The 23623-nt window shown below is 38.2% G+C and carries 23 protein-coding genes and 7 pseudogenes; 12 read left to right on the top strand and 18 right to left on the bottom strand.

Annotated elements, in window-relative coordinates; translation table 11 throughout:
* Nucleotides 1-62 precede the first annotated feature (62 nt).
* The gene (locus ACPEH5_RS21035) at nt 63-311 is read left to right on the top strand and encodes a hypothetical protein (protein WP_249890906.1); all 249 of its coding nucleotides are present in this window, start codon (nt 63-65) and stop codon (nt 309-311) included.
* A 3-nt stretch (nt 312-314) separates the two neighbouring features.
* The gene (locus ACPEH5_RS21030) at nt 315-1604 is read left to right on the top strand and encodes a hypothetical protein (protein ID WP_283126732.1); all 1290 of its coding nucleotides are present in this window, start codon (nt 315-317) and stop codon (nt 1602-1604) included.
* 182 nt (nt 1605-1786) lie between these two features.
* On the opposite strand, the gene ACPEH5_RS21025 is transcribed toward ACPEH5_RS21030, so the two are convergent.
* Together ACPEH5_RS21025 and ACPEH5_RS21020 are read right to left on the bottom strand one after the other, a co-directional pair.
* Entirely contained in the window at nt 1787-2086 is a 300-nt protein-coding gene (locus ACPEH5_RS21025) for a helix-turn-helix domain-containing protein (RefSeq protein ID WP_249890904.1), read from the bottom strand.
* A gap of 1 nt (nt 2087) precedes the next feature.
* On the bottom strand, nt 2088-2438 hold the full coding sequence (locus tag ACPEH5_RS21020; RefSeq protein WP_042847389.1) for a type II toxin-antitoxin system RelE/ParE family toxin: 351 nt from the start codon (nt 2436-2438) through the stop codon (nt 2088-2090).
* Nucleotides 2439-2701: 263 nt separating this feature from the next.
* On the opposite strand from ACPEH5_RS21020, the gene ACPEH5_RS21015 reads away from it, so the two are divergent.
* The 3 genes from ACPEH5_RS21015 to ACPEH5_RS21005 all read left to right on the top strand — a co-directional run bounded on the left by ACPEH5_RS21015 (nt 2702) and on the right by ACPEH5_RS21005 (nt 6628).
* Nucleotides 2702-3610, top strand: coding sequence for an IS481 family transposase (locus ACPEH5_RS21015; RefSeq protein ID WP_394350850.1), 909 nt, complete (start codon nt 2702-2704; stop codon nt 3608-3610).
* 373 nt (nt 3611-3983) lie between these two features.
* Nucleotides 3984-5609: a benzoylformate decarboxylase gene (gene mdlC / locus ACPEH5_RS21010; RefSeq protein WP_423727154.1), complete on the top strand. Its 1626-nt coding sequence runs from the start codon at nt 3984-3986 to the stop codon at nt 5607-5609.
* Between the two features lie 68 nt (nt 5610-5677).
* Nucleotides 5678-6628 (top strand): AEC family transporter, encoded by a 951-nt coding sequence (locus ACPEH5_RS21005; protein ID WP_249890902.1) that lies wholly within the window; start codon nt 5678-5680, stop codon nt 6626-6628.
* A 185-nt stretch (nt 6629-6813) separates the two neighbouring features.
* Here ACPEH5_RS21005 and ACPEH5_RS21000 read toward each other — a convergent pair whose 3' ends face one another.
* The 15 genes and pseudogenes from ACPEH5_RS21000 to ACPEH5_RS20930 form a co-directional block, all read right to left on the bottom strand.
* The gene (locus ACPEH5_RS21000) at nt 6814-7056 is read right to left on the bottom strand and encodes a type II toxin-antitoxin system ParD family antitoxin (protein WP_249890956.1); all 243 of its coding nucleotides are present in this window, start codon (nt 7054-7056) and stop codon (nt 6814-6816) included.
* 54 nt (nt 7057-7110) lie between these two features.
* Nucleotides 7111-7233, bottom strand: a pseudogene (locus tag ACPEH5_RS20995) (IS6 family transposase); the annotation flags it as partial.
* 13 nt (nt 7234-7246) lie between these two features.
* A pseudogene (locus tag ACPEH5_RS20990) lies at nt 7247-7366 on the bottom strand (IS6 family transposase); the annotation flags it as partial.
* A 72-nt stretch (nt 7367-7438) separates the two neighbouring features.
* Nucleotides 7439-8263: a hypothetical protein gene (locus tag ACPEH5_RS20985; protein WP_423727153.1), complete on the bottom strand. Its 825-nt coding sequence runs from the start codon at nt 8261-8263 to the stop codon at nt 7439-7441.
* A 524-nt stretch (nt 8264-8787) separates the two neighbouring features.
* Entirely contained in the window at nt 8788-9330 is a 543-nt protein-coding gene (locus tag ACPEH5_RS20980; protein ID WP_249890900.1) for a fimbrial protein, read from the bottom strand.
* Nucleotides 9331-9353: 23 nt separating this feature from the next.
* Nucleotides 9354-9812: a fimbrial protein gene (locus ACPEH5_RS20975; RefSeq protein WP_348638191.1), complete on the bottom strand. Its 459-nt coding sequence runs from the start codon at nt 9810-9812 to the stop codon at nt 9354-9356.
* Between the two features lie 62 nt (nt 9813-9874).
* Complete coding sequence (locus ACPEH5_RS20970; RefSeq protein ID WP_335674337.1) at nt 9875-10372, bottom strand: fimbrial protein; 498 nt, start codon at nt 10370-10372, stop codon at nt 9875-9877.
* Between the two features lie 10 nt (nt 10373-10382).
* On the bottom strand, nt 10383-10880 hold the full coding sequence (locus tag ACPEH5_RS20965) for a fimbrial protein (protein WP_249890897.1): 498 nt from the start codon (nt 10878-10880) through the stop codon (nt 10383-10385).
* 15 nt (nt 10881-10895) lie between these two features.
* Nucleotides 10896-11432 carry a fimbrial protein gene (locus ACPEH5_RS20960; protein ID WP_249890896.1) on the bottom strand — a complete coding sequence of 179 codons (537 nt, stop codon included), beginning with the start codon at nt 11430-11432 and terminating at the stop codon, nt 10896-10898.
* 9 nt (nt 11433-11441) lie between these two features.
* Nucleotides 11442-12050 carry a fimbrial protein gene (locus tag ACPEH5_RS20955; RefSeq protein WP_423727152.1) on the bottom strand — a complete coding sequence of 203 codons (609 nt, stop codon included), beginning with the start codon at nt 12048-12050 and terminating at the stop codon, nt 11442-11444.
* Nucleotides 12051-12097: 47 nt separating this feature from the next.
* Entirely contained in the window at nt 12098-12874 is a 777-nt protein-coding gene (locus ACPEH5_RS20950) for a fimbria/pilus periplasmic chaperone (RefSeq protein ID WP_423727151.1), read from the bottom strand.
* Nucleotides 12875-12926: 52 nt separating this feature from the next.
* The gene (locus tag ACPEH5_RS20945; protein ID WP_283126838.1) at nt 12927-15587 is read right to left on the bottom strand and encodes an outer membrane usher protein; all 2661 of its coding nucleotides are present in this window, start codon (nt 15585-15587) and stop codon (nt 12927-12929) included.
* Nucleotides 15588-15681: 94 nt separating this feature from the next.
* The gene (locus tag ACPEH5_RS20940; RefSeq protein WP_249890892.1) at nt 15682-16218 is read right to left on the bottom strand and encodes a fimbrial protein; all 537 of its coding nucleotides are present in this window, start codon (nt 16216-16218) and stop codon (nt 15682-15684) included.
* 76 nt (nt 16219-16294) lie between these two features.
* On the bottom strand, nt 16295-16825 hold the full coding sequence (locus tag ACPEH5_RS20935) for a fimbrial protein (RefSeq protein WP_249890891.1): 531 nt from the start codon (nt 16823-16825) through the stop codon (nt 16295-16297).
* An 81-nt stretch (nt 16826-16906) separates the two neighbouring features.
* Complete coding sequence (locus ACPEH5_RS20930) at nt 16907-17239, bottom strand: helix-turn-helix domain-containing protein (protein ID WP_249890890.1); 333 nt, start codon at nt 17237-17239, stop codon at nt 16907-16909.
* A 623-nt stretch (nt 17240-17862) separates the two neighbouring features.
* Between ACPEH5_RS20930 and ACPEH5_RS20925 the strand changes: the two are divergent.
* From ACPEH5_RS20925 to ACPEH5_RS20915, 3 genes and pseudogenes are all read left to right on the top strand, one after another.
* Nucleotides 17863-18157, top strand: a pseudogene (locus ACPEH5_RS20925) (hypothetical protein).
* A 91-nt stretch (nt 18158-18248) separates the two neighbouring features.
* A pseudogene (locus tag ACPEH5_RS20920) lies at nt 18249-18506 on the top strand (hypothetical protein); the annotation flags it as partial.
* Nucleotides 18507-18538: 32 nt separating this feature from the next.
* The gene (locus ACPEH5_RS20915) at nt 18539-18811 is read left to right on the top strand and encodes a cytoplasmic protein (protein ID WP_249890889.1); all 273 of its coding nucleotides are present in this window, start codon (nt 18539-18541) and stop codon (nt 18809-18811) included.
* A 107-nt stretch (nt 18812-18918) separates the two neighbouring features.
* Here ACPEH5_RS20915 and ACPEH5_RS20910 read toward each other — a convergent pair.
* Nucleotides 18919-19618: pseudogene (locus tag ACPEH5_RS20910) on the bottom strand (IS1 family transposase).
* Nucleotides 19619-20170: 552 nt separating this feature from the next.
* Here ACPEH5_RS20910 and ACPEH5_RS20905 point away from each other — a divergent pair.
* The 4 genes and pseudogenes from ACPEH5_RS20905 to ACPEH5_RS20890 all read left to right on the top strand — a co-directional run bounded on the left by ACPEH5_RS20905 (nt 20171) and on the right by ACPEH5_RS20890 (nt 22757).
* A complete protein-coding gene (locus tag ACPEH5_RS20905) occupies nt 20171-20500 on the top strand; it encodes a helix-turn-helix domain-containing protein (RefSeq protein ID WP_249890888.1) in 330 nt (109 codons plus the stop codon).
* Nucleotides 20501-20606: 106 nt separating this feature from the next.
* A pseudogene (locus ACPEH5_RS20900) lies at nt 20607-21097 on the top strand (fimbrial protein).
* A 380-nt stretch (nt 21098-21477) separates the two neighbouring features.
* Entirely contained in the window at nt 21478-21645 is a 168-nt protein-coding gene (locus tag ACPEH5_RS20895) for a hypothetical protein (RefSeq protein WP_283126837.1), read from the top strand.
* 33 nt (nt 21646-21678) lie between these two features.
* Nucleotides 21679-22757 (top strand): annotated as a pseudogene (locus tag ACPEH5_RS20890) (IS91 family transposase).
* The last annotated feature ends 866 nt before the right edge of the window (nt 22758-23623 follow it).

The raw sequence follows: 23623 nt of genomic DNA, 5'->3' as shown, positions 1-23623 counted from the left end.
GACAATCTCCTATTATTACAGAAATGTCAGGGCAAATATCAAGCTTCGTACCTAGTGATTTATTGCCAGAAATCGAAATATTTGGACAGAATGAAATTCATGAAATTGATAAAGATTCTAGTGAACAGTTAAAAGTCGTCGATAGATTCTTGAACAGGGGCAAGATTGAGCAAGAGTTTGGCGTTGTCAAAATTGTAGACGATTTAGCTCAGGTCAGGCAGAAAATAGTAGATTTAACAGTCCAGTCATCAGATCTTGAGTCCGATGTTAAACGGCTTGAACAACTGGAAGAGGATGCTAAACGCTTTTAGGAATTGGGAATTGATGAACAACTAAAAATTTTGCCGTTGCTCGCATCAGAGAAAACGCTATTTAGAACCGTAAGTGAAATGCTTTTTGATTTTTCCACCGCATTAGGTGAGATGGTAGAAGGTATTCCCTCAACAGACTACATTTTGGAAGAAGATATCAAGGATTTTCCCGATATATTAATCTTTAGAGAACTTAGAAACATCATCACAAATTTGAACAAAGATTTAGGTACTATGCTAGGGCAAGCAATGACTAGACTTGCTAGCGACAATATCGCGATAGTTGAACTAGAAAAGCGCCTTGATACAAGTATTCAAGCCAATGAGGCTACAATAGAAAAAGAGTTTAAGAAGATTAGCCCTATAGCTGGAAAAACAGGCTCTCAGATTGGTGATGAATATAACCAGTTAGTGAAAGACATTGCGCTGTTGAAATCGAGCAAAACAAAATTAATCGAGTCAAAAACTAAACTCGCTCAAATGGTAGCTATGAGGAAAATATTACTGTCTTCGCTCTCGAACAAAATGTCTCAGCGAAGTAGTCAATTTGAACAAGGTGTGAAAAAACTAAATCGAAAGCTGAAAGGCAACATAAAAGTAAACTATACTCCAGAGGGGAATCGCAATTCTTTAATTGACAAACTCGTATCCTTCAGAATGCCAAACGTTGCTAACAAAAAGCTTCAGTGGATTAGTACCGCAGAGCATTTCTCTCCAATGCTATTAGCAGAAAAAATTATTGAAGGTAAAGACGCAATCCTCACACAAAATTGGGGCTGTACAGAATCTGTTGCGGAGCAGCTAACTAAAATTTCAGAATCTCAAATCATGGAGATTGAAGAATTTATCGTTGAAGACTTAGTAAGTATTGAACTCAATGTTTCCAGCAGCGAGACACCTACACCTATTTATAAAGTTCTCAACTCATTATCAACGGGTCAACAATGTACAGCCTTACTACATTTGTTGCTTCTAGATAACAAAGATCCTCTGTTACTAGACCAACCCGAAGATAACCTAGACAACGCATTTATTGCCGACAGAATAGTGTCTCAGGTGAGAAGTGCCAAATTAACACGACAATTCATTTTCGCTACACATAATGCAAATATTCCAGTATTTGGTGATGCTGAATGGATTGGTGTTCTTGAAGCAACAGCAGACAGCGCGGCACTACCAAAAAATAATCAAGGCTCGATAGATCAAAAATCAATACAGTCATTAGCCGCAAAAATACTCGAAGGCGGTAAAGACGCATTCAATCGTCGAAGAGAAAAATATGGATTTAATTAACATAGTCAAATTCTAATCATTTAAAGAAACTTTAATATCTGCTTCTTTCATAATAGATATCAAAGCACAATGATTAATCGGTTCACCTTGAGTATACCCGATTGCTATAGGTAAGCCGGTTCAAAAAACAGGCTTACCGTACAATAATTTTCGATATCCAAACTGCCCCTAGGAGGGTGTTTTTATAAACTCAATCCTATCCGCTTACCATTAGGTAGCGTGACATCTATAGAAAGTTCACCACCTAAAGCTTTAATATAGCGCTTTAGAGTTGAAAGCTTAGGATCGTTATCAACCTTCTCAAGCTTAGCAATAGAAGGTTGTGAAACGCCCAGTGATTGAGCCAGCTCCGTTTGAGAAAGATTAAGTTCCTCACGAATTTTTGCCAGCGTTATTTCACGCCGAATTTCTTCAGCTCTTGCTTCGATTTGTGCCCGTGCTTCAGGGGATTGTTTTGCAAGTAGTTTATCTAAAGTGGACATGTTATTTCTCCTGCTCTAATAGATGCGCTGCATATTCAGCATCAGCCATCTTGATCAATTTCTTATAGAAACGGGTTTCGTCTTTTCCTTTTTTATCACCCGCGCATAACACAATACCACGGCGTATAGGGTCAAATGCAAAACACGCTCTAATTGGATGACCGCCAACCTGGATTCGCAGTTCCTTCATGTTGGGAAACTGTGAGCCTTTCAGTGTATCGACTTGGGGCCGGCCAAGGTTTGGACCATCCTCGCGCAAAATCATTAACACCGCCAACACTTCAATCTGAGTTTCCTCGTTTTGTTCTTCAAACCAAGAATCAAAGAGATCTCTCGTTAATATTTCCCACATAAACAAATATAACCTCCTAATTATAATGAATGATATAACCTATAGGTTATATTGTCAATATAAGCAGTGTCTTATATGTTATGATTTATCAGACAAAAAATCCTTAACGTATGAAACCGTTCCATTGAGCGTCAAACCCCTGATACCGCCCCTACAGCGACAAGTAGGCTCTGTCACCGTCTCATCGTACGATATCAGATGCCTATGAAAGTCTGGACTTCGGTTGACAATTAGTTTTTTCTAATTGTAGCCGGAGGTCAGATATGATGAACATTAAAGCTAAACGAGATATTGCACATAAAACAAAAATCTTAAATCATGCCCGTGAGAGCAAAAATATTGCTAAAACTTGTCGTCATTTTGGGATCAGTAGAGAAACTTTTTATACTTGGAAAAGAGCTTATGAACGAGATGGCGAGAAAGGATTAATCAACAATAAACCCTGCCCTGAAAATCCAACCAGAAGAGTTGCAAAACACATCGAAGAGCTGGTTATTTATCTGCGTACGACTTACCATTTTGGTCCCCAACGTATCGCTTGGTATCTTCTACGGTTTCATAACATCAAAATATCACGCTCTGGCTGCTATTATGTATTGCTCAGAAACAAATTAAACCAACTTCCCCAAAATCAGCGAAGTCGCTCTAAACCACTATTTAAACGTTATCAGAAACAAGTGCCAGGGCACCATGTTCAGGTCGATGTGAAGTTTTTATTTTTTAATACGCCTGATGGACAACGAATTAAACGTTTTCAATATACAGCAATTGATGATGCGACACGGATCAGAGCACTTAAAATTTATGAAAGGCACAATCAGGCTAATGCTATTGATTTTATTAATTATGTTGTAAATAAATTTCCCTTTAGAATCAAAACGATTAGAACGGATAATGGGCACGAATTCCAGTCTAAATTTAATTGGCATATTCATGATCTAGGGATGGAGCATGTCTATATTAAGCCAGCTACCCCCAGATTGAATGGGAAAGTAGAGCGTTCTCATTTAACAGATAAACAGGAATTTTATCAATTAATCGATTATAAGGATGATGTCGATTTACATGAAAAATTAGCTGAATGGGAGGCATTTTATAATTGTCATCGCCCCCACTCAGCTCATGCTGGTAAAACACCGTATGAAGTGTTAAAAAATAAGCTTGGTCTTTAAGACCAAACGTCAGCCGAGGTTCTGAGTGACACAAGTTCATTAAACTATTTATCCAGCTTCCTAGCCATGGACTGTGTCCACATTACGCGGGTAGGATCAGTTCGCTTAGGCAGTTTTTTCAAAAAGCCCGTAGTAAATAGTAATTCGAACTAAATTAAGTCAAATAATGAATAATTAAATATTAACAAACACTATTAATATCAATATTCAATCAGGATAATTTCATTATTTTTTCTATGTTGAATGCTATAATATGCAAACTCTTTACCCTCAATTAAATTAAATAATTAACAATAATCTATACACCTTATCTTTTATTATTATAACACCTGCATGACCACTATTAACTTTTTTGATTTAAGGAAAGTACAGTATGAAGGTAAAAACTATTCGTGATGTCACTTTTAATTTACTACGCAAACTTGAATTAACTACTTTATTTGGTAATCCAGGCTCAACTGAGGAAACTTTTTTAAAGGATTTTCCTGAAGATTTCCGTTACGTGCAAACATTACACGAATCATCCGCAGTTGGTGCTGCTGATGGCTATGCACAAGCAACTCGTAAACCCGCGATTGTTAACGTCCATACTTCTGCAGGTTTAAGTAACTCAATGAGTAACATCATGACAGCGGCACAAAATAAAACACCATTAATTATTACCGCTGGAAACCAAACGCGAGAAATGTTACTTATGGAACCATGGTTAACTAACGTTTCACCTACAGAATTGCCTAAACCCTGGATAAAATGGAGCTATGAACCAGTCAGAGCTGAAGATGTACCTGCTGCATTTATGCGAGCTTACGCGATGGCATTACAGCCACCTGCTGGTCCTGTCTTTTTATCTATTCCATTAGATGATTGGGATAAACCTGCGCTAGGAGATGCCGTTGTGCGGAGCGTAGCATCACGATATGCTCCAGATCCTATTCTCATTTCTCAATTTGCTGATCTTCTTTCAACAGCTAAAAATCCGGCTCTTATTTATGGCGCTGGGATTGCTCGTGGACAAGGTTGGGATATCGGTATTCAATTAGCCGAGAAATTGAATTGCCATGTATTCAGCGCACCGGCTTCTGAAGTGCCATCATTCCCTGAAACTCATCCACTGTATGCAGGTGGCTTGCCTTTTGCTATTGAGCCATTATCAAAACAATTAGCAGGTTATGATGTTGCTATTGTCATTGGAGCACCAATATTCCGTTATTATCCCTATGTAGCGGGTGAGTACATTCCAGAAGGATTGCAGTTATTGCATATTACAGATGATCCTAATGAATCAGGAAAAGCACCTGTTGGTGACAGCCTATTATCTAGCCCAGTATTAGCACTAGAAGCATTACTCAACCGAGTACAAAAACGTACAGCAACACCTCCTAAAATACCACAACAATCACACAGAATGTCTCCCCACCCTGCGGCAGAACAGCAAGAAGGTGAACAACTTTGGGCATTAGAACTCTTTAAAGGTTTGCGTGAGTTTACACCTGAAAATACAATATTAGTTGAAGAATCACCCTCTAACCTTGGCGAGTTACATACCGCATGGTCAATTGATAAACCCGATTCTTTTTATACTTTTGCCAGTGGAAGCCTTGGCTGGAATTTACCCGCGAGTATTGGTATTGCATTAGCTGAAAGAGATAGCGGTAAAAATCGTCCGGTTCTTGCCATTATTGGTGATGGTTCTTTGCAATATTCAATTCAAGGTTTATGGACAGCTGCTCAGCTTAAATTACCAATATTGTTTGTTGTGCCACGTAATGGTGAATATGCAATTTTGAAATCTTTTGCAAAATTAGAAAATTCACCTGGCGTTCCGGGTCTAGATTTACCTGATTTAGATATTGTTTCTTTGGCAAAAGGTTACGGCTGTGTTGGTGTACGAGCTGAAACATTAGATGAAATCAACCAAATCTGTAAGGAAGCATTTTCTCGTTCAGTTCCTACTGTCATTGAAGTTCCTATTATTCCAACAACCCCGCCTTTGTTGTAATTAAATAAACTAAAAGGTGCAATAAATATTATTGCGCCCTATTGTTTCGAATAGTAAGAGGCTATCTGATGTTAGATACAATTATTACAGCATTATTACCGATCGTGGTAACGCTTTTACTTGGATATTTTGCAGGGTGTAGGCATGATTTCAATAAAGATCAAGCTACTGTATTAAATAAAATGGTGATGTTATATGCATTACCACTATTACTATTTGCGGGAATTCTGAGTACTCCACTCACTGAAATAATCAGTAATGTTGATGTTTTCTTGTGGATCTTCGTTGGTATGGTTGTGGGATTTATTACTGTTTTTCTTATCTCCCGTTTTATTTTCAAATCTAGTGCGCGTTTAGCTGCATTGCGCGCTATTGCCATTGCCGGTCCCGCTGTACCTTTTGTTGGAACTCCCGTATTAGGTGTGTTATTTCCTATTGATGCAGACATTGCAATTGCCGTTGGCAGCTTATTAATGAATTTAATTCAGGTTCCATTAGCCTTAATCTTTTTAGTGGGGGCCGATACCAATGATACTTCAACAAGTAAGCAAGGTGCTTTTTCAGTTATTGCTAGCAGTATAAAAAATGCAATTATACAACCTGTTGTATGGGCACCAATCCTTGCTTTTATTTTGTTATTAATTGGCTTAGATATGCCGAAGTTCTTAAAAGGCTCATTTATTTTATTAGGTCAAGCAACAGGCGGGGTTGCATTATTTGCCGTCGGAGCTGTTCTTTACGCACAAAAAGTCAGTTTTTCTATTCCAGTAATCATAAACGTACTTAGCAAGAATATTTTATTGCCATTAATTATTCTAGTGATAATGATCGCCTTATCTATACCTCATGTTGAACGTGGTTTAGTTTCGGTTACCTTAGCTATTCCTACAGCATCCATTGCTGTTATTTTTGCGGTGGAATATAAAACAGGTGAACAAGAAATGGCATCAACCCTATTTTGGAGTACGATTTTGTCTGTAATAACAATGGGAGGCTTTATTTGGTTTACAGGAAGTTAGCCAAATATTTCAATTATTATGCTCGAGCAAAAAACACACTAATTCATTATTTGCATCACCCCCAATAATAGAGTGATAATTTGTCACTCTATTATTATTTCTTCGATTTTTATATTACAAACCCCCATGTCATTTAGGTATACTCAAATATCCCATCAAAGTCTTTAGCCACTAGATTGGAAAGTTTATACATTATGAGCATTCTTCACTTTTTTAGCGATATCATGGAGTGTTAACGACGACTCACCACTTTGTTCACCTGCATCAATTAAAATTTTCAATGCTGCCGTTTGTTTTTCTTGAACCTCAAGTAGACGTAGAGCAGAGCGAACAACTTCACTTGTTGAACCATATCTTCCAGACGATATGAGTTGATTTACAAACTCATCCAATTGAGCCCCGATAGTTACACTTGTTGTACGAGCTATAGGATCACCTTGTGTGTTAATTATTAACACAGTAATTTTAGTTAGCCTATTTGGTCATAAGCGATTCATAAAGGCAGAGCGCTCCCGTACACGAAACTCGGGTTCATCACGACGTAGCCATTCATCAAATTGACCCTTATTCAGTTTTCGCAAAGTTTCAACGCCTTGGATTGTCGCCCGTCGCCCAGGCCCGCTTAGAGATTGTGCCCCTGACGTTGGCATAACTGAGTGGTGTTGAGCCATACCAACGTAAACACCAAAGGATAATCGTGGGGGCAAAATGTTTCCATTTAAACTCATTCGATGGCATGGCCTATTCCTAATAAGACATAATCAATATCGTGAGTGTTTCTCATTTAGGTAATTTTTGCAACAAGCCCCTTTATAGCGCTTCAAGAATTAAAATTCCGTTACTCGTTGTTATGCCTGAAGTAGAAGCTGAACCCGATAATGTTGCATTTACTTGAATTTCGCGACTAACTAATCCATTTAAATTAATTCCATCACCATTAGCATTAATATGTATACCATCGAGTGATATTTGAGCATAAACTCCATTTTTGAAATCCAATTTCCCATTTGTGACATTTGTTCCCGTTAACCTTAATTTATAATCCCTAGCATTACCTGCAGTGCAGGTAATAGTTAAATTTGTATTTTTACTCAAACCTGCAACCATGAGGCTTTTTGATGAAAAATCAAGCAATAAGTTTTGACTATTTAAATTACAAACACTTAAAGATTCAGGCCCCCCAATTATATTGCTCGGTGGATGTGAGTTATAAAGAATAAAATTTTTATTTTGTTTATCATAACACGTTACGGAAGCTGCGGTTGAAACCCACGGTTCCCATGAACCCGATTGTCGATAAAAATATAGTCTTTTTTGTACGAGTAATATATCGCGGGAGAAAATCATAGCTGCATCTCTATTTGTAAAAGCACCATTACAATTAATGGGGATTTTATAGATTGTAAATTCTCCACCCTCAGATGACATTTGAATAGTAAGTAAATTATCGCCATTCATAATGCCATCGGCGCAAATGATTTTCGCACAATTTGCCCATGTAGCGTCATCATTTTTATCTAATGGCCCCTGTGCCAATATGGAATTTATTGGTATTGTGTTACTCTCCGTTGTTATAGTGAGTGTAGCTGAAGAGTAAAAAGAAATAAAAATTAATAATACAGAATAAATTTTCATCTACGTCCTTTTTTAAAATCATTATGACCGGTTATTTAAATAATATATAATAGGTGATGATGAGTTAATTTCATTATTTCATATCACTATCTTCACTATATATAAAAATGATTAAAATAATCATACAAAAATACACAACCTATTTTTGTATGAAATCTATTTTAACCACAATACTAATATTTCATATATTTTTCCTAATGGTACCCCAATCACTCTTACTCCAACATAAAAGCTGTCGTCGCCTCAAATGCTCCCAACCCAAATCTGATATAATTTCGCCACTTCCCTGTGCGTTGTATCCTATTCCTATCATCTTTCCTATACCACAATTACTGACAACTGCGTTCATGTAAGGCCTATGACCAAAACCTACAGTTGAATTAGCTGAATTATTAAAACTGATGATTAATGGAAATACTATATAAGATTGTCTTCATTCTATATTTTGACATATATAACTCCTGTTATATTTATGTGGTATTGTGATTTTGAATAATTAACAAAAATTAGTCATTTCTTTAGAGTTATTCATATTCAAGAATAAAAGTGGTAGTAGCCTCGAAAGTTCCGCGTGTAATTGATTTATCGCGAAGGGCGATAGGTTCGCCTCGAACATAAGCTTTCAAATTGATGTTATTGGTGCCACTGGCTTGGAGCTGTTGAGTGTAGTCTTTTGATCTATTTAACGAGATAGGTTCACCACTTTGAGTTTCAAAACCAATAGCGATCCCATTTGCTTTGCTCCCTGCATTAAGTGCTAATAATCCGGGTAATGCTGCACTTTCAGTTCCCATAAAGGTTACTTGAACTTCTTTACCCAACACTAAATCACAATTAATTAACCTAATTGTAAATAGCTGGCTGTGTGTTCGTGTATTCAAATACAAATATTTGTCTACAATAGTGCCAAAATCCAATTCGATATTTTCATCGCCAGGATATATTTCGCAGGCGTCCTCAACCAATGTTCCATCAAATTGTACGGTTTCCGACCGCGCACAAAGCGGGCCTCCAACTAAACTTAGTGACAAGACTAAAGGCCATAATTGACGTAATGGTATTTGCATTTTTCTCATTTCCTTTTATCGTGTCATTGAAAATCGATGGTCAATGTCCCTGTCGCAGAAAAATTATCACCAACCAGTTCCGATCCTGCACGCTTAATCGGAACCGCCGATAATTTTGGTAGATTTGAACTATTAATTGCAAACGCCTTGTTCAGTTCTAACGGTATCCCGTCCTTTTGAATTTGAATGCCTAATTTTCCGTTATTCATAGGGCTGCTTGTTTGTAATGTCGCATTATCAAATCCCGTACCCGCGAGTGTTCCACTGAACGTCAATGTCACATTCCACGGTTGATTTAAGTCACCTTGGCAATTCAATTGATACGGTATGTCTTGTTTAAATAAATTCCCATCCACTTTACGCACCCCCACCTTTCCAAAAGAAACGCGTATAGGATTTTTTTGTCCTAATTCACAGGCGGGGGGCAGTATTAGCGTACCATCAAAAAACCAATTGGCTTCCACTGCAGAGGACATCATCATGAAGAGCCCTCCTAAACTGCATAAATAACAATAACGTTGACTTGTGCTTATCAGTAATTTTATCATTGGTAGTTCACCTTTAATGTTGCCAAAGCAGTAAAACTACCACCATCTGTATCATTAAAGCTTGCAGTCATATTTTTAATCGGCGCAGCTTTTAAAGAAGGCAAAGAAGTATAATTAATATTCACCGGCTGGTTAATTGCTTGCCTGATATTGTTAACATAAAAAATAACGCCTAATTTATCATTGCTTGTTTTTAATGCGCCATTGCTATTAAACAATGTAGGGTCGCCTTCTAAGATCAATGTCAGATTATTTTTTGCTAATCCTGTACACGATAGACTCAATGGCAATGTTTGTAAGTAGTTATTACCGTCAATGCGCGTTAATAAAATATCACCAAAATGAATCTCCGCTTGATTATTGTTATTTAGAATACATTCAGGTGGCGTCACGATTAAATTACCGTAAAGATTTGCCCCTAACCCCAATGCAAATGGAGAGCTTATTACACAAAAAAAGCAGAGAGCTACTTGTTGTCGGTGAATAAATTTCATCTTGTTCTCCTTAACGGTAATCCACCACAAAAGTTAATGTCCCATTAAAATTTCCGCCATCAGTTAATACCGTTCCCGAGGGTTTTACTGGTACTGCATAAAGTGCAGGTTGATTGCTACCATAAGTGAAATTCACAACATCACCATTACTTAATCGAGTCGAATTCTGATAAACCGCTATCCCGAGATTCGTCCGACCAGTACGAATAACATTTTGCCCATTGAGCGTAATCGGGTTCCAGCTGACCGTCATCTTTAATGCATTGCTATAGACATTCGTACAATTTAACGTGTAATCAATACGTGTGCGTTTATAACTGCTATTGTCAATCAGTGTTTCATGGATATCGCCAAAATTGACATCTGCCACAGTACCACTATTCACGGTACATTCTGGCGGCGTGACAACCAATGTTCCTGTAAAATAGACATCCAATGCTCGTGATAATATCGGACTTAATAAACAAAGCAGGCCGATAAAACACCGAACAAAGAGAGTATTATTCATGAGATAGTCCCACATTTATTGATAATTTAACGTCACTGTCATTGTGCCAGTAAAAGATCCCGCATCACTAAGCATCATACCGCTAGGTTTTATCGGTACTGCGTACAAGTTCGGAGGATTACCGTAAGTAAAGTTAATTGATGCGCCGTTACTTAAGCGAGTCGAATCCCGATAAATGGCAATACCCAAATTTGTTCGGCTTGTACTGATAGCAGAAACGCCATTAAAGGTTACCGGATCCCATGACAACGCCATATTCAACGCATTTTTTTCTAATGCACGGCAAGATAATCCGGTATCAATAGGGGTTCGCTTATAACTCACTCCATCAATTAATCCTTGTTGTACCTCTTCAAAACGTACAATTTGTATTGAACTACCACCACCAAACGTACACTGTGGAGGCATCGTAATGGTCAACGTTAAATTCAGATTTGCAGTGTCCGCACGTACGACATGAAATAGACTTTCAAATAATAGCGAGCTAAAAAAAAGAAAGCTGAGCGTAATAAAGCCTTTAATCCCTATGGTCGCATGCTGTATCAATAACATCGTTAACTCCTAATCATAACTGACCTGAAAGCGAATAATTGCCTGATAAGCTCCCGAACTTAATCCTGCTGTAGTACGGATCGGGGTAATATAATAGGTCAATTGATTCTGCCCTGGAGAAACTAGCTCAGGAGTACTGTATTCCCCTATTGCAATAGGATGATAAGAAGCATTACTCAATTGTAATGCGATTCCTTGCGCCCCCGTAACGGCAGCTAATTGTGGGCTTTGATTGTCCGCCTCTGCCAAAAAACGAATTTTCATTGCAGGCATATCAGGACTCCACAATAAGTTTCCGAGTTTATTACGATTACGACTTTCACCACTTAAACAATCTTCTAAACGCAGTTGTACCGCGATAGGGGTACCTGTTTGACCAACTTTCTGTAATTGCCCTGTGCCTAATATCCCCAGTTCAACTGTTTGATATGCTGACGACATCGCTAATCGACAAGCACTTTCCGTTAAAGCTCCGTGTACATATAATGTGCCATTAGCACCATCGACATCCCAGTTATCCACTTTATCGAGTTCAGTACTGAGTGCTGTGCAACTGAGTAAGGACAATCCTAAACCGCACGCCATCATACAATGAGGGATCTTATTTGCTTCTTTCATGAGGCTCTCCTGCGTTGAAATCTGCTTTAACGTCATCTTGTTCTAAGCTACTGTTTATCTGATACCACATGACAGCGATTATCTTGACAAGTAAACATCAACGTTGGTCGCCCACCATAATCATTGATATAAGTGAGTACAGGCTTACTTCCTAAGGCTTTAGTACTCCCCCCCATAAGCAAACTGCTTTTAGGTGCAACCATCAACGGTTCAAACCCCGCGACTGTTTTTCCATCTTTCACTGAAGCAGCATCAACAAGCGTTACAAAATACGGCGTTGGATTCTCCACACTGTATTGGTCACCTTGACGAATGAGGGTGATTTTTTCTTGCCATGGATTCTCCATTTGTTGGCGAGTTGGAATAATCGCCTTTGGGCGATAAAACAACTTAATTCGCGTTTGTAATGCCAGCTGAAGTGTGTTCGGTTTATCACTTTTAGGTGGGATTTCACGTAAATTGAAATAATAAACGGATTCCCTGTCTTGCGGCAGTGACGCAACACTCGGTAGTGCTTGAATTTTTACTTGGCTTTTAGCACCAGGTTCAACACGCTGAACGGGAGGTAATACTGTAAAAGGTTCCGTGATTTTTTCACCTTGGGCATTTTCAATCCAGCCTTGCGCTAAATAAGGTAATTGTTTATTTTCATTACTGATATTTAAGCTAATAGATTTATCTTCACCCGTCATAATTGCACGTGTGCGATCTAAAGCGATTGCAGCTTGCGCGGAAGACAGTGTCGCGGATATCAACACTGCTCCAACCAAAAAAATGGCAATTAGATGATGATTTTTTTTATTGGTTTTATTACTCTGTAACATATTTTTTACCTTAGTATGAAGGAGGGATAACCTTCTTCAATCATGTTATTTTTTATTTTCTTAACCAGCTCGCTGAGCTGGCCAAACCCGGTTTATCTGATGCCTCAGAAATTAATGAATGAGGCGACGGTAAACTGGCTGTATTCGATTCAACAACTATCTGTGTCTGCTCTATGGGTAAGATGCCAGTCGCATCGCACGGTAATAACCAATTCGTTAACAACGTGTCGCTCTTCGGTAATATTTTAGGTAAGGTGATTTCACATTGTGCTTTGTCATCCCAACGAACTTGTAATTTATCGTTAGGGTTGAGCCCCGTTAAATACGTACTCCCATCATCCCCCACCATTCCCACTTGTTGGCCTTTTATATTGAAAACTTGTGCTCCAAATGGGGGGAACCTATTATCAGATAAACGCAATAAGGCCATTGCACTGTGTCCAGCGACAACATCAAACTGGCGGTAACCAATAGCACCTTCTGTTAAGGTACCTTGCTTAATCGATTGTGATACCTGAGCATCTTCAGGTAATGTATTTAAATCGACACTGACCTGATTACGGTAATAACTGTTCACATCTGTTAATACAGCCTGACCAAAATAGTTTGTTCGAATAGTTGAGCCATAACCTCGTAATGGGATATTCGGAACACCATCCGTATCAACAAAAATTCGAGTCCCCCCAAGCTGATTACCACGATGCATCACCACACCTTGCTTAATCGCCGTAAAACCACCTTGAAGTGATAAGCCAGCAGAACGATATCTATCTTGCTGATAAGTGGCATTTGCATTGATTTGAGCCAAATCAGCTTGATGTGTGTAATAACCACTCACTAACCCACCAGAACGAGACCATCCGGTACTTAATTGGTAATTAGTACGTTCATCTAATCGATCGTAATAACTGACTCGTTGAGAATTATCACTCTCATCCCAACTGCTGTTCATGCTAAGCGAGCCACTCTCCCCCCAAGGCAATGAAAAGGAAAGGTAGGCCCCATCATCATTAGTCTGCCGATAACGATTTCGATAAGCCGTCAAGTTAACACTTAAATTTTTCCATTTCCCGATATCAAAATAACGTGCTAAAGACAGACTATAACGGTCATTATCAGGCTGATCCCAGTAGGTTTGATGGTAATAATTTATATAAGCACTGAGCCCCAACTCCGGAAATTGTTGGTTATAGGAAACCGTATACATTTCCTTACTGCTATACTGGCGGACACCCGTAGACTGGGCATTTAAGTACTCAGACATACTCATAAAACCTTGCTCAGCAAAACGATATCCCGCAAATGTCACTTGGCTATTGTAGGCATCAAATCGTTTTGAATAGCTCAAACGATATGAATTACCGTGATACGTTTTATCGCCGACTTCAGTTAACCCTTTTAACCGTGAACGCGCATGGGTGATATCAAAAGACAGCGCGCCAAACGTCATCAGATCTCGACCGATACCAACCGCAACGGAAGTGTAATTCTCCGCTGCAACGCCGCCACCATATAATGACCAACCGTTATTTACTCCCCACGAAAACTCGCTGCTGGCAAACGTTTCACCGCTCACGTGGTGGCGCCAATCAGTTGGACGTCCAGCGGCAAGCTTATAACGTACTTGGCCTGGGCGAGTGAGATAAGGAACACTGGCTGTATTCACCGTAAACGTTTGAATTGAGCCATCTTGTTCTTTAACTTCAACATTAATCTCACCGGATAGTGCATCATTTAAGTCTTGAATACGAAAAGGGCCAGCGGCAACTTGTGTTTGATAAATAATACGGCCTTGCTGACTCACAATAACGGTAGCATTACTTTTAGCTACACCTGTTATTTCGGGGGCATATCCCCGTAAATTAGGTGGTAACATATTGATGTCGGTGATCAGACTGAGTCCCGTAAATCGAAAACTGTCAAAAATATCTGAGGCTAAATAATCTTCACCTAAAGTGAGTTTTGCCCCGAGAGATTTAATTGCACGATAGACATAGTATCGAGTCCAATCTAATGAACTAGAAGTATCTTGTCCTTGCTGTTTGTCTAAACGCATTTGCCAATCAGCACGCATACGCCATACACCTAAGTTAACACCCGCAACACCATTACCGCTGGTACTGACATTTGTTCGTTGTCCGCCTCGAGTTTGCTGACCAACCTGTGCATTGAGGTTATAATCAAAAAGAGCGCCAGGTAATCCATCTTCCCAACGAGCAGGTGGATCCCAGTTTTCGGCTGTATATTCCAAATATGCTTGTGGTAAACTGACATATAAAGCGGAAGCAGCTAAATCCCCTTTAACTTCAGTGCCCGGTAAGCTTTCTAGTGATAAACACTGCCCATCATGCCACCATTTTAGGGTTGGCAATAAATAAGGTTTAAGCGCGAGTTGCTCAACTAATGTAGGGCTTAAACAGGCCACGCTCTCATCTGGCTGACCATCGGGTACATAATAAAATACGGTTTGTTCAGGTAGTTGATGCTTATTTATAAAAATAGAAAAACGATATTCTCCTGGCATTAAAAAGCCTGGACGTGAAAACTGAGCTAAATTAATATTTGCGCGGTCATTGACATCTAAAATATCCGTATTAAATTCAATCTGCTCAGCGTAGCTATTACAACTTAGGGATAAAGCAATAAGTAGTCCCATCAACCGAGGACGGCTTACCCGTAACAACGGCATATGAATAAAACCTAGGGCCATCATCTCGACCTTCTTATTTCTTTTTTATTAATAAAACCATTTAGCTTTTTTATTCAAAATCAATACTTGGTTTTGACATATAAAATTAATAATTGAATTATTCATAATCCAATTTAAAGCTTAATTGGCTGTAGTACTGCCCTGATACTAATGGAGTATGATTAGCTACCAACCTTAATTCGTAAGCTAAATCACGGGAGCCTTGCGTCAAAGTTTGAGCAGATAGAGCTTGTCCTGGAACAATAATTTCTCTGCCATCATTACGTTGAATTTGTAGTCCAACACCTTTGGCTTGACCATTCACACTAAATAATCCGTGTTGATGTGCACCATCAAAGGTGACTCGAAAGTATTGCCAATTAGGTTTATTCGGGTTTTGACGTTCAAGAACACAATTAACTAACTTAATAACAAACGGATGTACTGGGCCTTGACCATCTCGACGGATATCACTCAGAGAGAGGCTTCCCATATTAATAGTTTGATCACGGCTACCAACATCAATAGCACAGGCTGTTTCAATGATACTGCCACTCATCTTTACCAAACCTAGCGCATTGGCAGGGGAAATATTTATGAGAGAATACATACTAAGACTCAACGAAAGCAGTTTACTGATCATTAAATATTTCATTGCTTCCTCTCCGACGCTGGCTTCCATTTGAAATAAGCCAGCAAAATATCCTTTTTTGCTAGCTACTAAATATTGATTATTCGTATGACAGCGTAAAGTCAGCTACGGAGCTAAATTCACCGGCAGTAATAGTTTTAATATCACCACCATTACCCATTAAATACGCCGAGAAACGCAGGGTATTATTCCCATCTTGAATATTTTGGAATGGTATTGGTGTACCTAACGTAATTACATTCCCGCCACCATTTGTAATTTGTATGCCTGCTCCTGCACCAGTACCAACGATACCTAACGTTTTGTTTGAATTATCAAATGAAGCCGCTGCACCACTAAATGTTAATTGAACACCTTTCTCTACGTCAGTTAAATCACAATTTTCTAAAGAGATGTCAAAATTACGTGGAGTAGATTTACCACCATTAACTAAAGCCATATTTGATATTTGTCCAAGCTCAACAGTTTGATCAATTGAATTTGGTGAAATAGAACATGGTGCATCAATAATAGAGCCTTTAAAATTCACTTTTCCATGGCCCATATCTGCAGCAAGTACAGAAGTGCTCATAGCACTAGAAACTAGTGCTAATAATAATATTTTCTTCATATATTCCTCAATGATTTATAAACAAACAACTTGATTTACTTCTATTACTACTATTACTAAAAAATATTTATTTAACTATGATTAATAAAAGTGGACGGTATTAGAAGCTATTAATAATTTTTTCAATATTAACTCGTCATCACAATTTGATTTTTCCATTTCAAGTAAAGCATTTTTAATTACTTTTTCACATGGGACATTCAATGCCATTGATAAATTAAATAACATATCTATTGAAATCTTATTAATACCTCGTTCATACCGAGACATCTGTTGCTGTGAAACATTTAATTTTCTTGCCAGTTCAGTGCCAGTCATCCCACACTCTTTTCTGATCTTTTTAATAACAGCTCCACAGTAAATTGAAAATAGATTATCGCACTGACTATTAATGCTATTCTTTTCAAATTTCATATTAGTAATCTTTCCAGTAATTGAAAACAATTACTAATTTAAAATTAGTAATTAAATAAATATAAAATTCATAACGGGTTTAAGCAAGCGGGTACAATTATAAGGTGTAAAACTTAAAGATCAAACCGTCTCCTATCGAACTTTTACTTAATTACTCTCATGTTACAATTTTTAATACCCTTTAATTTTACCTACATATCATTAGGTAAGTTAGGTTAGTTAATTTTTTTAAATTTTAATTAGTCAAAAATTGACAAGCCAAACGCAGAATAATAAATCATAAACAATTAAAAAACAAAACATTAATCTAGGATAAACACATATTTATAATTTGTATTATTTTGTAATATACGCACAAATAAAAACAAGTAAATACGCTTATTTTGGGTTATTTGGCCATGCTCCTATTTGTTCTCAAGTACCCTATTAGGCCTTACTGTGACTGCTTTTATAATGAAAAGCTAATTTTATAAAAACACCATGAAATATTATAATAAATTGATTTATATATTAACTCGCCTAGCGTTTGAAAATAAGGGTCATGTATTCAATCTGGGGGCTTGTTGCAAAAATTACCTAATTGATAAACACTCATACTGTCGATGCTCTCTTTAGGAAAAGCCATGTCAGCGAATGAGTTCAAATGGAAACATTTTGCCTCCACGATTATCCTTTGGTGTTTACGTTAGTATGGCTCAACACCACTCAGTTATGCCAACGTCAGTGATATGCTGGCTGAACGAGGGGTTCAAAATCTCTAAGCGGGCCTGGGCAACAATCCAAGGCATTGAAACTTTGCGGAAACTGAATAAGGGTCAATTTGATGAATGGCTACGTCGTGATGAACCCGAGTTTCGTGTACGGGAGCGCTCTGCCTTTATGAATCGCTTATTCAATGTGGAGACGGTTTTAGCGTGAAACATGCCATTGGGCATGGGGCATGGGGCATGGGGCATGGGGCATGGGGCATGGGCAAAAAATACGCTAATTTATTATTTGCAACAAGCCCATTAATACCATGTTGATTGATTTGATGACGGCCATGTCACACAAAGATTGGATCAGTCGCCTTGAACGACAAAAACAAGGTATCGAACGTGCCCAAAATTTAGGTAAATACAAAGGAAAGCAGGCAGATAAAGAGCGCCATGAGAAAGTGATTTATTACCGAAAAGACAAAGAGCTGAGTATTCGTGAAACCGCCGATGCCACAGGCTATAGTTGTTCACAAGTCTGTCGAATTCAGCTGCGTTATCAGAAAAAATAACCTATTTTCTATTTATAAAGGAGGATAAATATATGGCGGTATCAACAGAACAGCTGCTCATCCTATTACGCCGAGCGTACACAATCACTACATTTTATCGTTTATCCACGAAATCTGTGTTTCAATCCTCTGTTCGCATACCTGAAGGTTATCTTCTGATCTCACCAAAAGGAGAAGAGGAATGCGTTTTAAGCGCTATCGAATTTCAATCGGTTAAACACTTACTCATCGAACATGGTATATGGGAAGAAATCGTTGGCTCTACATTGTATGGTGGAAGTTGTTGGTCTTTAAAAACCAAATAAAATTAATGTGTTATTGAGAAATGAAGTTTATCATCATTAACATATATGGGAACCGACCGCGGTTTATGAGTACAGAAAAAGGGGGCGTGTATTCAATATAGAGATCATCATAATAATAGATAGTATTCACGCTCTATGAATGTGCCGATGATTTTGTCATGCATTTCTGGTGACTTTGAGTAACCTAAAGTCTTACGGTTAAGTCGCTTTAAACGGTTTCTCAAGTTCAAATTCTCTCTTTCTATTCGTTGTGTATAAAACTTACTTACCACATATTTTTGTTTGGACAATATCTCATAAGCACTGAACTTATCCGCGCACCAAAAAGCCACATTAAACCTCGATAGTAAAGCCAGTAACTGACGAAGGGGGCTCTTGTTTCGACGACCAAATATATGAGCAATAATCCGTTTTAGACGGGGCTCCCAAGCATATAAGAGCCAGCGTTGTTGCCTCTTATTAGCGACAAAAGACTACTATTCATCAACCTTGCAAAGGAGTTCAATGTGCAAATTATCAAGGGGTAAAGAAGTTACCTGATTAGGCGAGAGTTTTTAAAGTACGAACAACAGCATTAATGCTGATATGAAGAGCCCTGACAGTATCACGAATACCTGCATTATTCATCGTTAGGTCGATAATTTTATCTTGAGTTCCGGGTTGGCAGGCTCGATATTCATAATCGAGTTGGAAGCTTCGGCTGCAGTCTTGGCAACGATAATGTTGGTTGCCAGTACTCCCTAATCCATGTTTTTTCACTGAGGAAGTTTGTAGACAAAATGCGCACCTTACATCGACTTTAGTCATGACTATTTTCCGGTAAATTACCTATATTACAGGATACACACCGGATTGAATACATGACCCGTTAAACAATTCATCCATTTACCTAACCATTAACGCGCCAATAGAGTTTGAAGGTAATTATTTGAAAAACAATGATTATTATTATTTTATTAAGCTTTTTTTATTAAATAAAAAACCCAGTAAATGCGTATTGTGTTTCTTTTTTGTTTTTTTTGCAAATATTTAAGTCAAATTATTAATTTTCGTAAATTTCAACTTTAAATATCTATTTTTAGTTTATTTTTAGATTAAAATATTGATTTTTTTTTATCCATTTTCGAGTGGATAAAAAACAATTAAACTGATGTTTTTTTATAATTCATTGATATTTAAAGTCTTATCACTATTTAGTAAAAGTTGTAACAATTTGATACTAAATATACGGTTCAATTAAAGGAGTTTTACTTTTAATTATTTACTTTTTATAATTGTGTTAATTAAAAAAACAGCCAATCATTTATGGACAATTAATAATAGGTAATCATTTTTATTTTTTTGGAAGTAATAATAAACATGCAAATTAAAAAAAATATAATTATTAGTCACGAAAATGAAATTTCCACTTATTGCGGAAAAATTATTAAGAGAATTAGAAGAGAACGTGGAATGACAGGAGATGAACTGGCAAGAAAATTAAATATATCACAACAACAGATGTCTCGATATGAACGTGGAGTTAATAAAATTTCTTTGAGTACGTTATTTAATTTATCAATTATTTTAAATGTTCCACTTGAAAAAATAATTAAATATATTTTAGTTGAAATGGAGGGTGGGAATTCTGATAACCCAATATTATTGAAAGCAATAATTGCATCTTCCGATACTACCTACTTTTATTAACCATCGTAATTTAAACATTTTCACAAAAATAAAAACTTTTGAAAATTTTGTAAATAATCTAGGAATATATGAATAAATCTTTTTATTAGCACTAGTTTCTAGTGCTATGAGCACCTCTATTTTTGCAGCAGATATGGGCCATGGAAAAGTGAATTTTAAAGGCTCTATTATTGATGTACCATGTTCTATTGCACCAAATTCAATTGATCAAACTGTTGAGCTTGGACAAATATCAAATATGGCTTTAGTTAATGGTGGTAAATCTACTCCACGTACTTTTGACATCTCTTTAGAAAATTGTGATGTAACTGACGTAAAGAAAGGCGTTCAATTAACATTTAGTGGTGCAGCAGCTTCATTTGATAATTCAAATAAAACATTAGGTATTGTTGGTACTGGCGCGGAGTAGGCGTGCAAATTACAAATGGTGGCGGGAATGTAATTACGTTAGCTACACTAACTCCATTCCAAAATATTCAGGATGGTAATAATACCCTGCGTTTCTCGGCGTATTTAATGGGTAGTGGTGGTGATATTAAAACTATCACTGCCGGTGAAATTAGCTCCGTAGCTGGCTTTACGCTGTCGTACGAATAATTAATGCTTAATAGCCAGAAAAAAAAATATTTATTAGAGGTTTTTATATATGATTAAAATTTTGATCTTTTCTGTGTTGGGATTTTATACTTCTATTTGTTTTGCGGGTTTTAATGTTGATTTATCTTCGGATGGAAAGAGTGGTTCTGCTATATATGTAGGGGATCCAAGTAACGTTTTTTTATTATAAAGGAGATTGGCCTGGAGATAAGTGCGGTGGGTGCCATAGAAAAGATTCGGTTTATATTTCCATTTTATACTCCAATGGAGAATATGTGAGATATTTTACTATAGATCAGATAGATTGTAGTAATTTATTAGACAATGAATCTACTGCTCGACGTTATATCGAAAATGTTGTCAAGGATAGGCGCTCTATTATGACTACAGTGTATATCCCAAATGCCTCAGCGAAATCAGCAACATCAGGAACTTTTGATTGTAAAAAGTATGGCATGACAGGAAATAATTCATCGATTGTTTACGTATGGAAAGAACATAAGCACGCCTACGGCGTGAGCATCGCGGCAGAGCCGCACTATTTCTAGGCAACTCCCTTCTCGTCTTTTATACTCAGCTCTATGTATATTCCTAGACCTGCTAAACGGCTATTTCAATACGATGACGGATGGAATCGCTTCATCGAAAATAATCACGTCGATGAATGGCAATTCCTCTGTGTTGAAAAGATGTTCGCCTGTAGCACCTGTGCGATGGGCGTTCGTCGTTATTGCTGCTCTTCTCCTGATTGCACCCATTATCGCTTCTTTTGCCAAACCTGTAAATCTAAATCCTGCAGTGCCTGTGGTCTCAAAGGTACCGAACAGTGGATTGCACAACAACGGCATATCTAACCGGATTGCGAATGGCAACACATCACTCTCACGATGCCTCACCTGCGTTGGCCTTACTTCAACAATAATTGGCCCTTGCTCAACCAACTCTTTCGCTGTGCAACGCGTGCTATGCTCAAACACGCCAGACGGCTTGGGCTCGAAATCGGTATCTTTTGCACCCTCCACACCTACGGTCGCCAACTCAATCAACATTCGCATATTCATTTGTCAGTGACCCGAGGCGGTCTCACCAAATACGACACCTGGAAGCCCATTTTCTTTAAAAAGAAAGACGTCGAAAAAGTCTGGCGTAGTGCCGTTATTCGGCTCCTGCGTGACAGCTATTATTCAGTTACTACCGAATAAATTGCCTGGTTTCGGGCATATCGCGATTCCCCAACGTGGTGTCGTTACCTCAATGCCCAGTTTCAACGTTATTGGAAATTCCATTTTGCTAAAAAGACCCGATGGGCCTGGCACAATGTAAAATATCTGGGCCGTTATCTAAAGCGGCCCCCTATCTCAGCGTCTCAATTGAAGCACTACAGTGGCGGCACCGTGCTCCATCATTATTATGACCACCATAGCCAGCAATACCGACGACAGACCCTATTCCAAGAAGAAATGATACATCCTAACGCCCCTGAAAAACTGGGCTTCGCAGCGCTAGCCAAAGGATTTTTAAACACGGATCCGTACCAATGCATTTTATGTGGTAACCGACTGCGGTTTATGAGTGCGGAAAAAGGCCTACACGCGGTCACTTTACTGTCAGAAAGGCGGGATAAATGGCTAAAAAACGATGGCTACAAACCGTAGCCTAGGAGCAGTGTGCCTAAAATTTCAGTTTTTGGTTAAAAAAAGTGCGATTACACGCTAGCATGGTTAGGTTTAAATACGATAGAGACCCTTTAGCAGACTTTAATAGCGAAACATGTCGTTATTAACTCATTAAACTATTAATCGAATTTCCTAACCATGGACGTTCATTACATCACCTCCGTTTACGCTGGGTATTGACCATCACCTGTTTACCACGACGCTGAATAACAGGCTCTGCACTTTCGGCGACATTTTCCGCTTCATTCTAACTTCACACCAAAATCGCGTTTATCGTCAATGCATTAATAGCAGATTATCATGAAATTTAACCGAAATCACTCGCCCGGAGGGCGGTAGACGGCAAAAAGGATTATAGAGGGGCAATGAAGGTGAGGGCCGTCGAGACCCGCGTGAGCGGTTACGTGCTGTTTAATACCCCAATTTCCCCCCTGTCCTGGTAGAGCCAAAGATATTAACACCATTATTTAGGTTATTTGCACCTTTGAAAAACGCAGTGAGACGGGCGAGAGGCAGTGCCTCGATGAACGGCTGTATCTGCGCGTTAAGGTGGCCAGAGGCCAGCTTTACGGGGGCAATGGCACAATATTGACACTATAATCTGAGCGACAGCCATTTATGGCTTGTAAGCGAAGGCTTTATTGGGTTTATCTCTTTAGAGTGTGCGGCTTGAAAAAACAGAGCCGCAACTCCTTTTATTTAAAAGGACGTTTAGTTCAGAAACTAAAAACGAATTTAACCATAAAACACGAATGCTATTCGAAGTTAATTGCAGAGAATAAACGCATTCGAAGTTAATGGGGTAAATATCCAGCGAAAATGTTCCCACAGTCATCATCGAGATGAATGG

It is taken from the genome of Providencia sp. NPDC089933 (genome assembly GCF_049545585.1).
In the GTDB taxonomy this organism is placed as follows: Bacteria; Pseudomonadota; Gammaproteobacteria; order Enterobacterales; family Enterobacteriaceae; genus Providencia; species Providencia huashanensis.
Note: the sequence above shows the minus strand (reverse complement) of the source record. Positions and strands in the feature narration are given on the sequence as shown.

Excerpts from the sequence above, each read along its gene's own strand:
- ACPEH5_RS21025 (WP_249890904.1), bottom strand. The coding sequence starts at position 2,086 with ATGTCCACTTTAGATAAACTACTTGCAAAACAATCCCCTGAAGCACGG.
- ACPEH5_RS21020 (WP_042847389.1), bottom strand. The coding sequence starts at position 2,438 with ATGTGGGAAATATTAACGAGAGATCTCTTTGATTCTTGGTTTGAAGAA.
- ACPEH5_RS21015 (WP_394350850.1), top strand. The coding sequence starts at position 2,702 with ATGATGAACATTAAAGCTAAACGAGATATTGCACATAAAACAAAAATC.
- mdlC (WP_423727154.1), top strand. The coding sequence starts at position 3,984 with ATGAAGGTAAAAACTATTCGTGATGTCACTTTTAATTTACTACGCAAA.
- ACPEH5_RS21005 (WP_249890902.1), top strand. The coding sequence starts at position 5,678 with ATGTTAGATACAATTATTACAGCATTATTACCGATCGTGGTAACGCTT.
- ACPEH5_RS20985 (WP_423727153.1), bottom strand. The coding sequence starts at position 8,263 with ATGAAAATTTATTCTGTATTATTAATTTTTATTTCTTTTTACTCTTCA.
- ACPEH5_RS20980 (WP_249890900.1), bottom strand. The coding sequence starts at position 9,330 with ATGCAAATACCATTACGTCAATTATGGCCTTTAGTCTTGTCACTAAGT.
- ACPEH5_RS20975 (WP_348638191.1), bottom strand. The coding sequence starts at position 9,812 with ATGATGATGTCCTCTGCAGTGGAAGCCAATTGGTTTTTTGATGGTACG.
- ACPEH5_RS20970 (WP_335674337.1), bottom strand. The coding sequence starts at position 10,372 with ATGAAATTTATTCACCGACAACAAGTAGCTCTCTGCTTTTTTTGTGTA.
- ACPEH5_RS20965 (WP_249890897.1), bottom strand. The coding sequence starts at position 10,880 with ATGAATAATACTCTCTTTGTTCGGTGTTTTATCGGCCTGCTTTGTTTA.
- ACPEH5_RS20960 (WP_249890896.1), bottom strand. The coding sequence starts at position 11,432 with ATGTTATTGATACAGCATGCGACCATAGGGATTAAAGGCTTTATTACG.
- ACPEH5_RS20955 (WP_423727152.1), bottom strand. The coding sequence starts at position 12,050 with ATGAAAGAAGCAAATAAGATCCCTCATTGTATGATGGCGTGCGGTTTA.
- ACPEH5_RS20950 (WP_423727151.1), bottom strand. The coding sequence starts at position 12,874 with ATGTTACAGAGTAATAAAACCAATAAAAAAAATCATCATCTAATTGCC.
- ACPEH5_RS20945 (WP_283126838.1), bottom strand. The coding sequence starts at position 15,587 with ATGATGGCCCTAGGTTTTATTCATATGCCGTTGTTACGGGTAAGCCGT.
- ACPEH5_RS20940 (WP_249890892.1), bottom strand. The coding sequence starts at position 16,218 with ATGAAATATTTAATGATCAGTAAACTGCTTTCGTTGAGTCTTAGTATG.
- ACPEH5_RS20935 (WP_249890891.1), bottom strand. The coding sequence starts at position 16,825 with ATGAAGAAAATATTATTATTAGCACTAGTTTCTAGTGCTATGAGCACT.
- ACPEH5_RS20930 (WP_249890890.1), bottom strand. The coding sequence starts at position 17,239 with ATGAAATTTGAAAAGAATAGCATTAATAGTCAGTGCGATAATCTATTT.
- ACPEH5_RS20915 (WP_249890889.1), top strand. The coding sequence starts at position 18,539 with ATGGCGGTATCAACAGAACAGCTGCTCATCCTATTACGCCGAGCGTAC.
- ACPEH5_RS20905 (WP_249890888.1), top strand. The coding sequence starts at position 20,171 with ATGCAAATTAAAAAAAATATAATTATTAGTCACGAAAATGAAATTTCC.
- ACPEH5_RS20895 (WP_283126837.1), top strand. The coding sequence starts at position 21,478 with ATGACTACAGTGTATATCCCAAATGCCTCAGCGAAATCAGCAACATCA.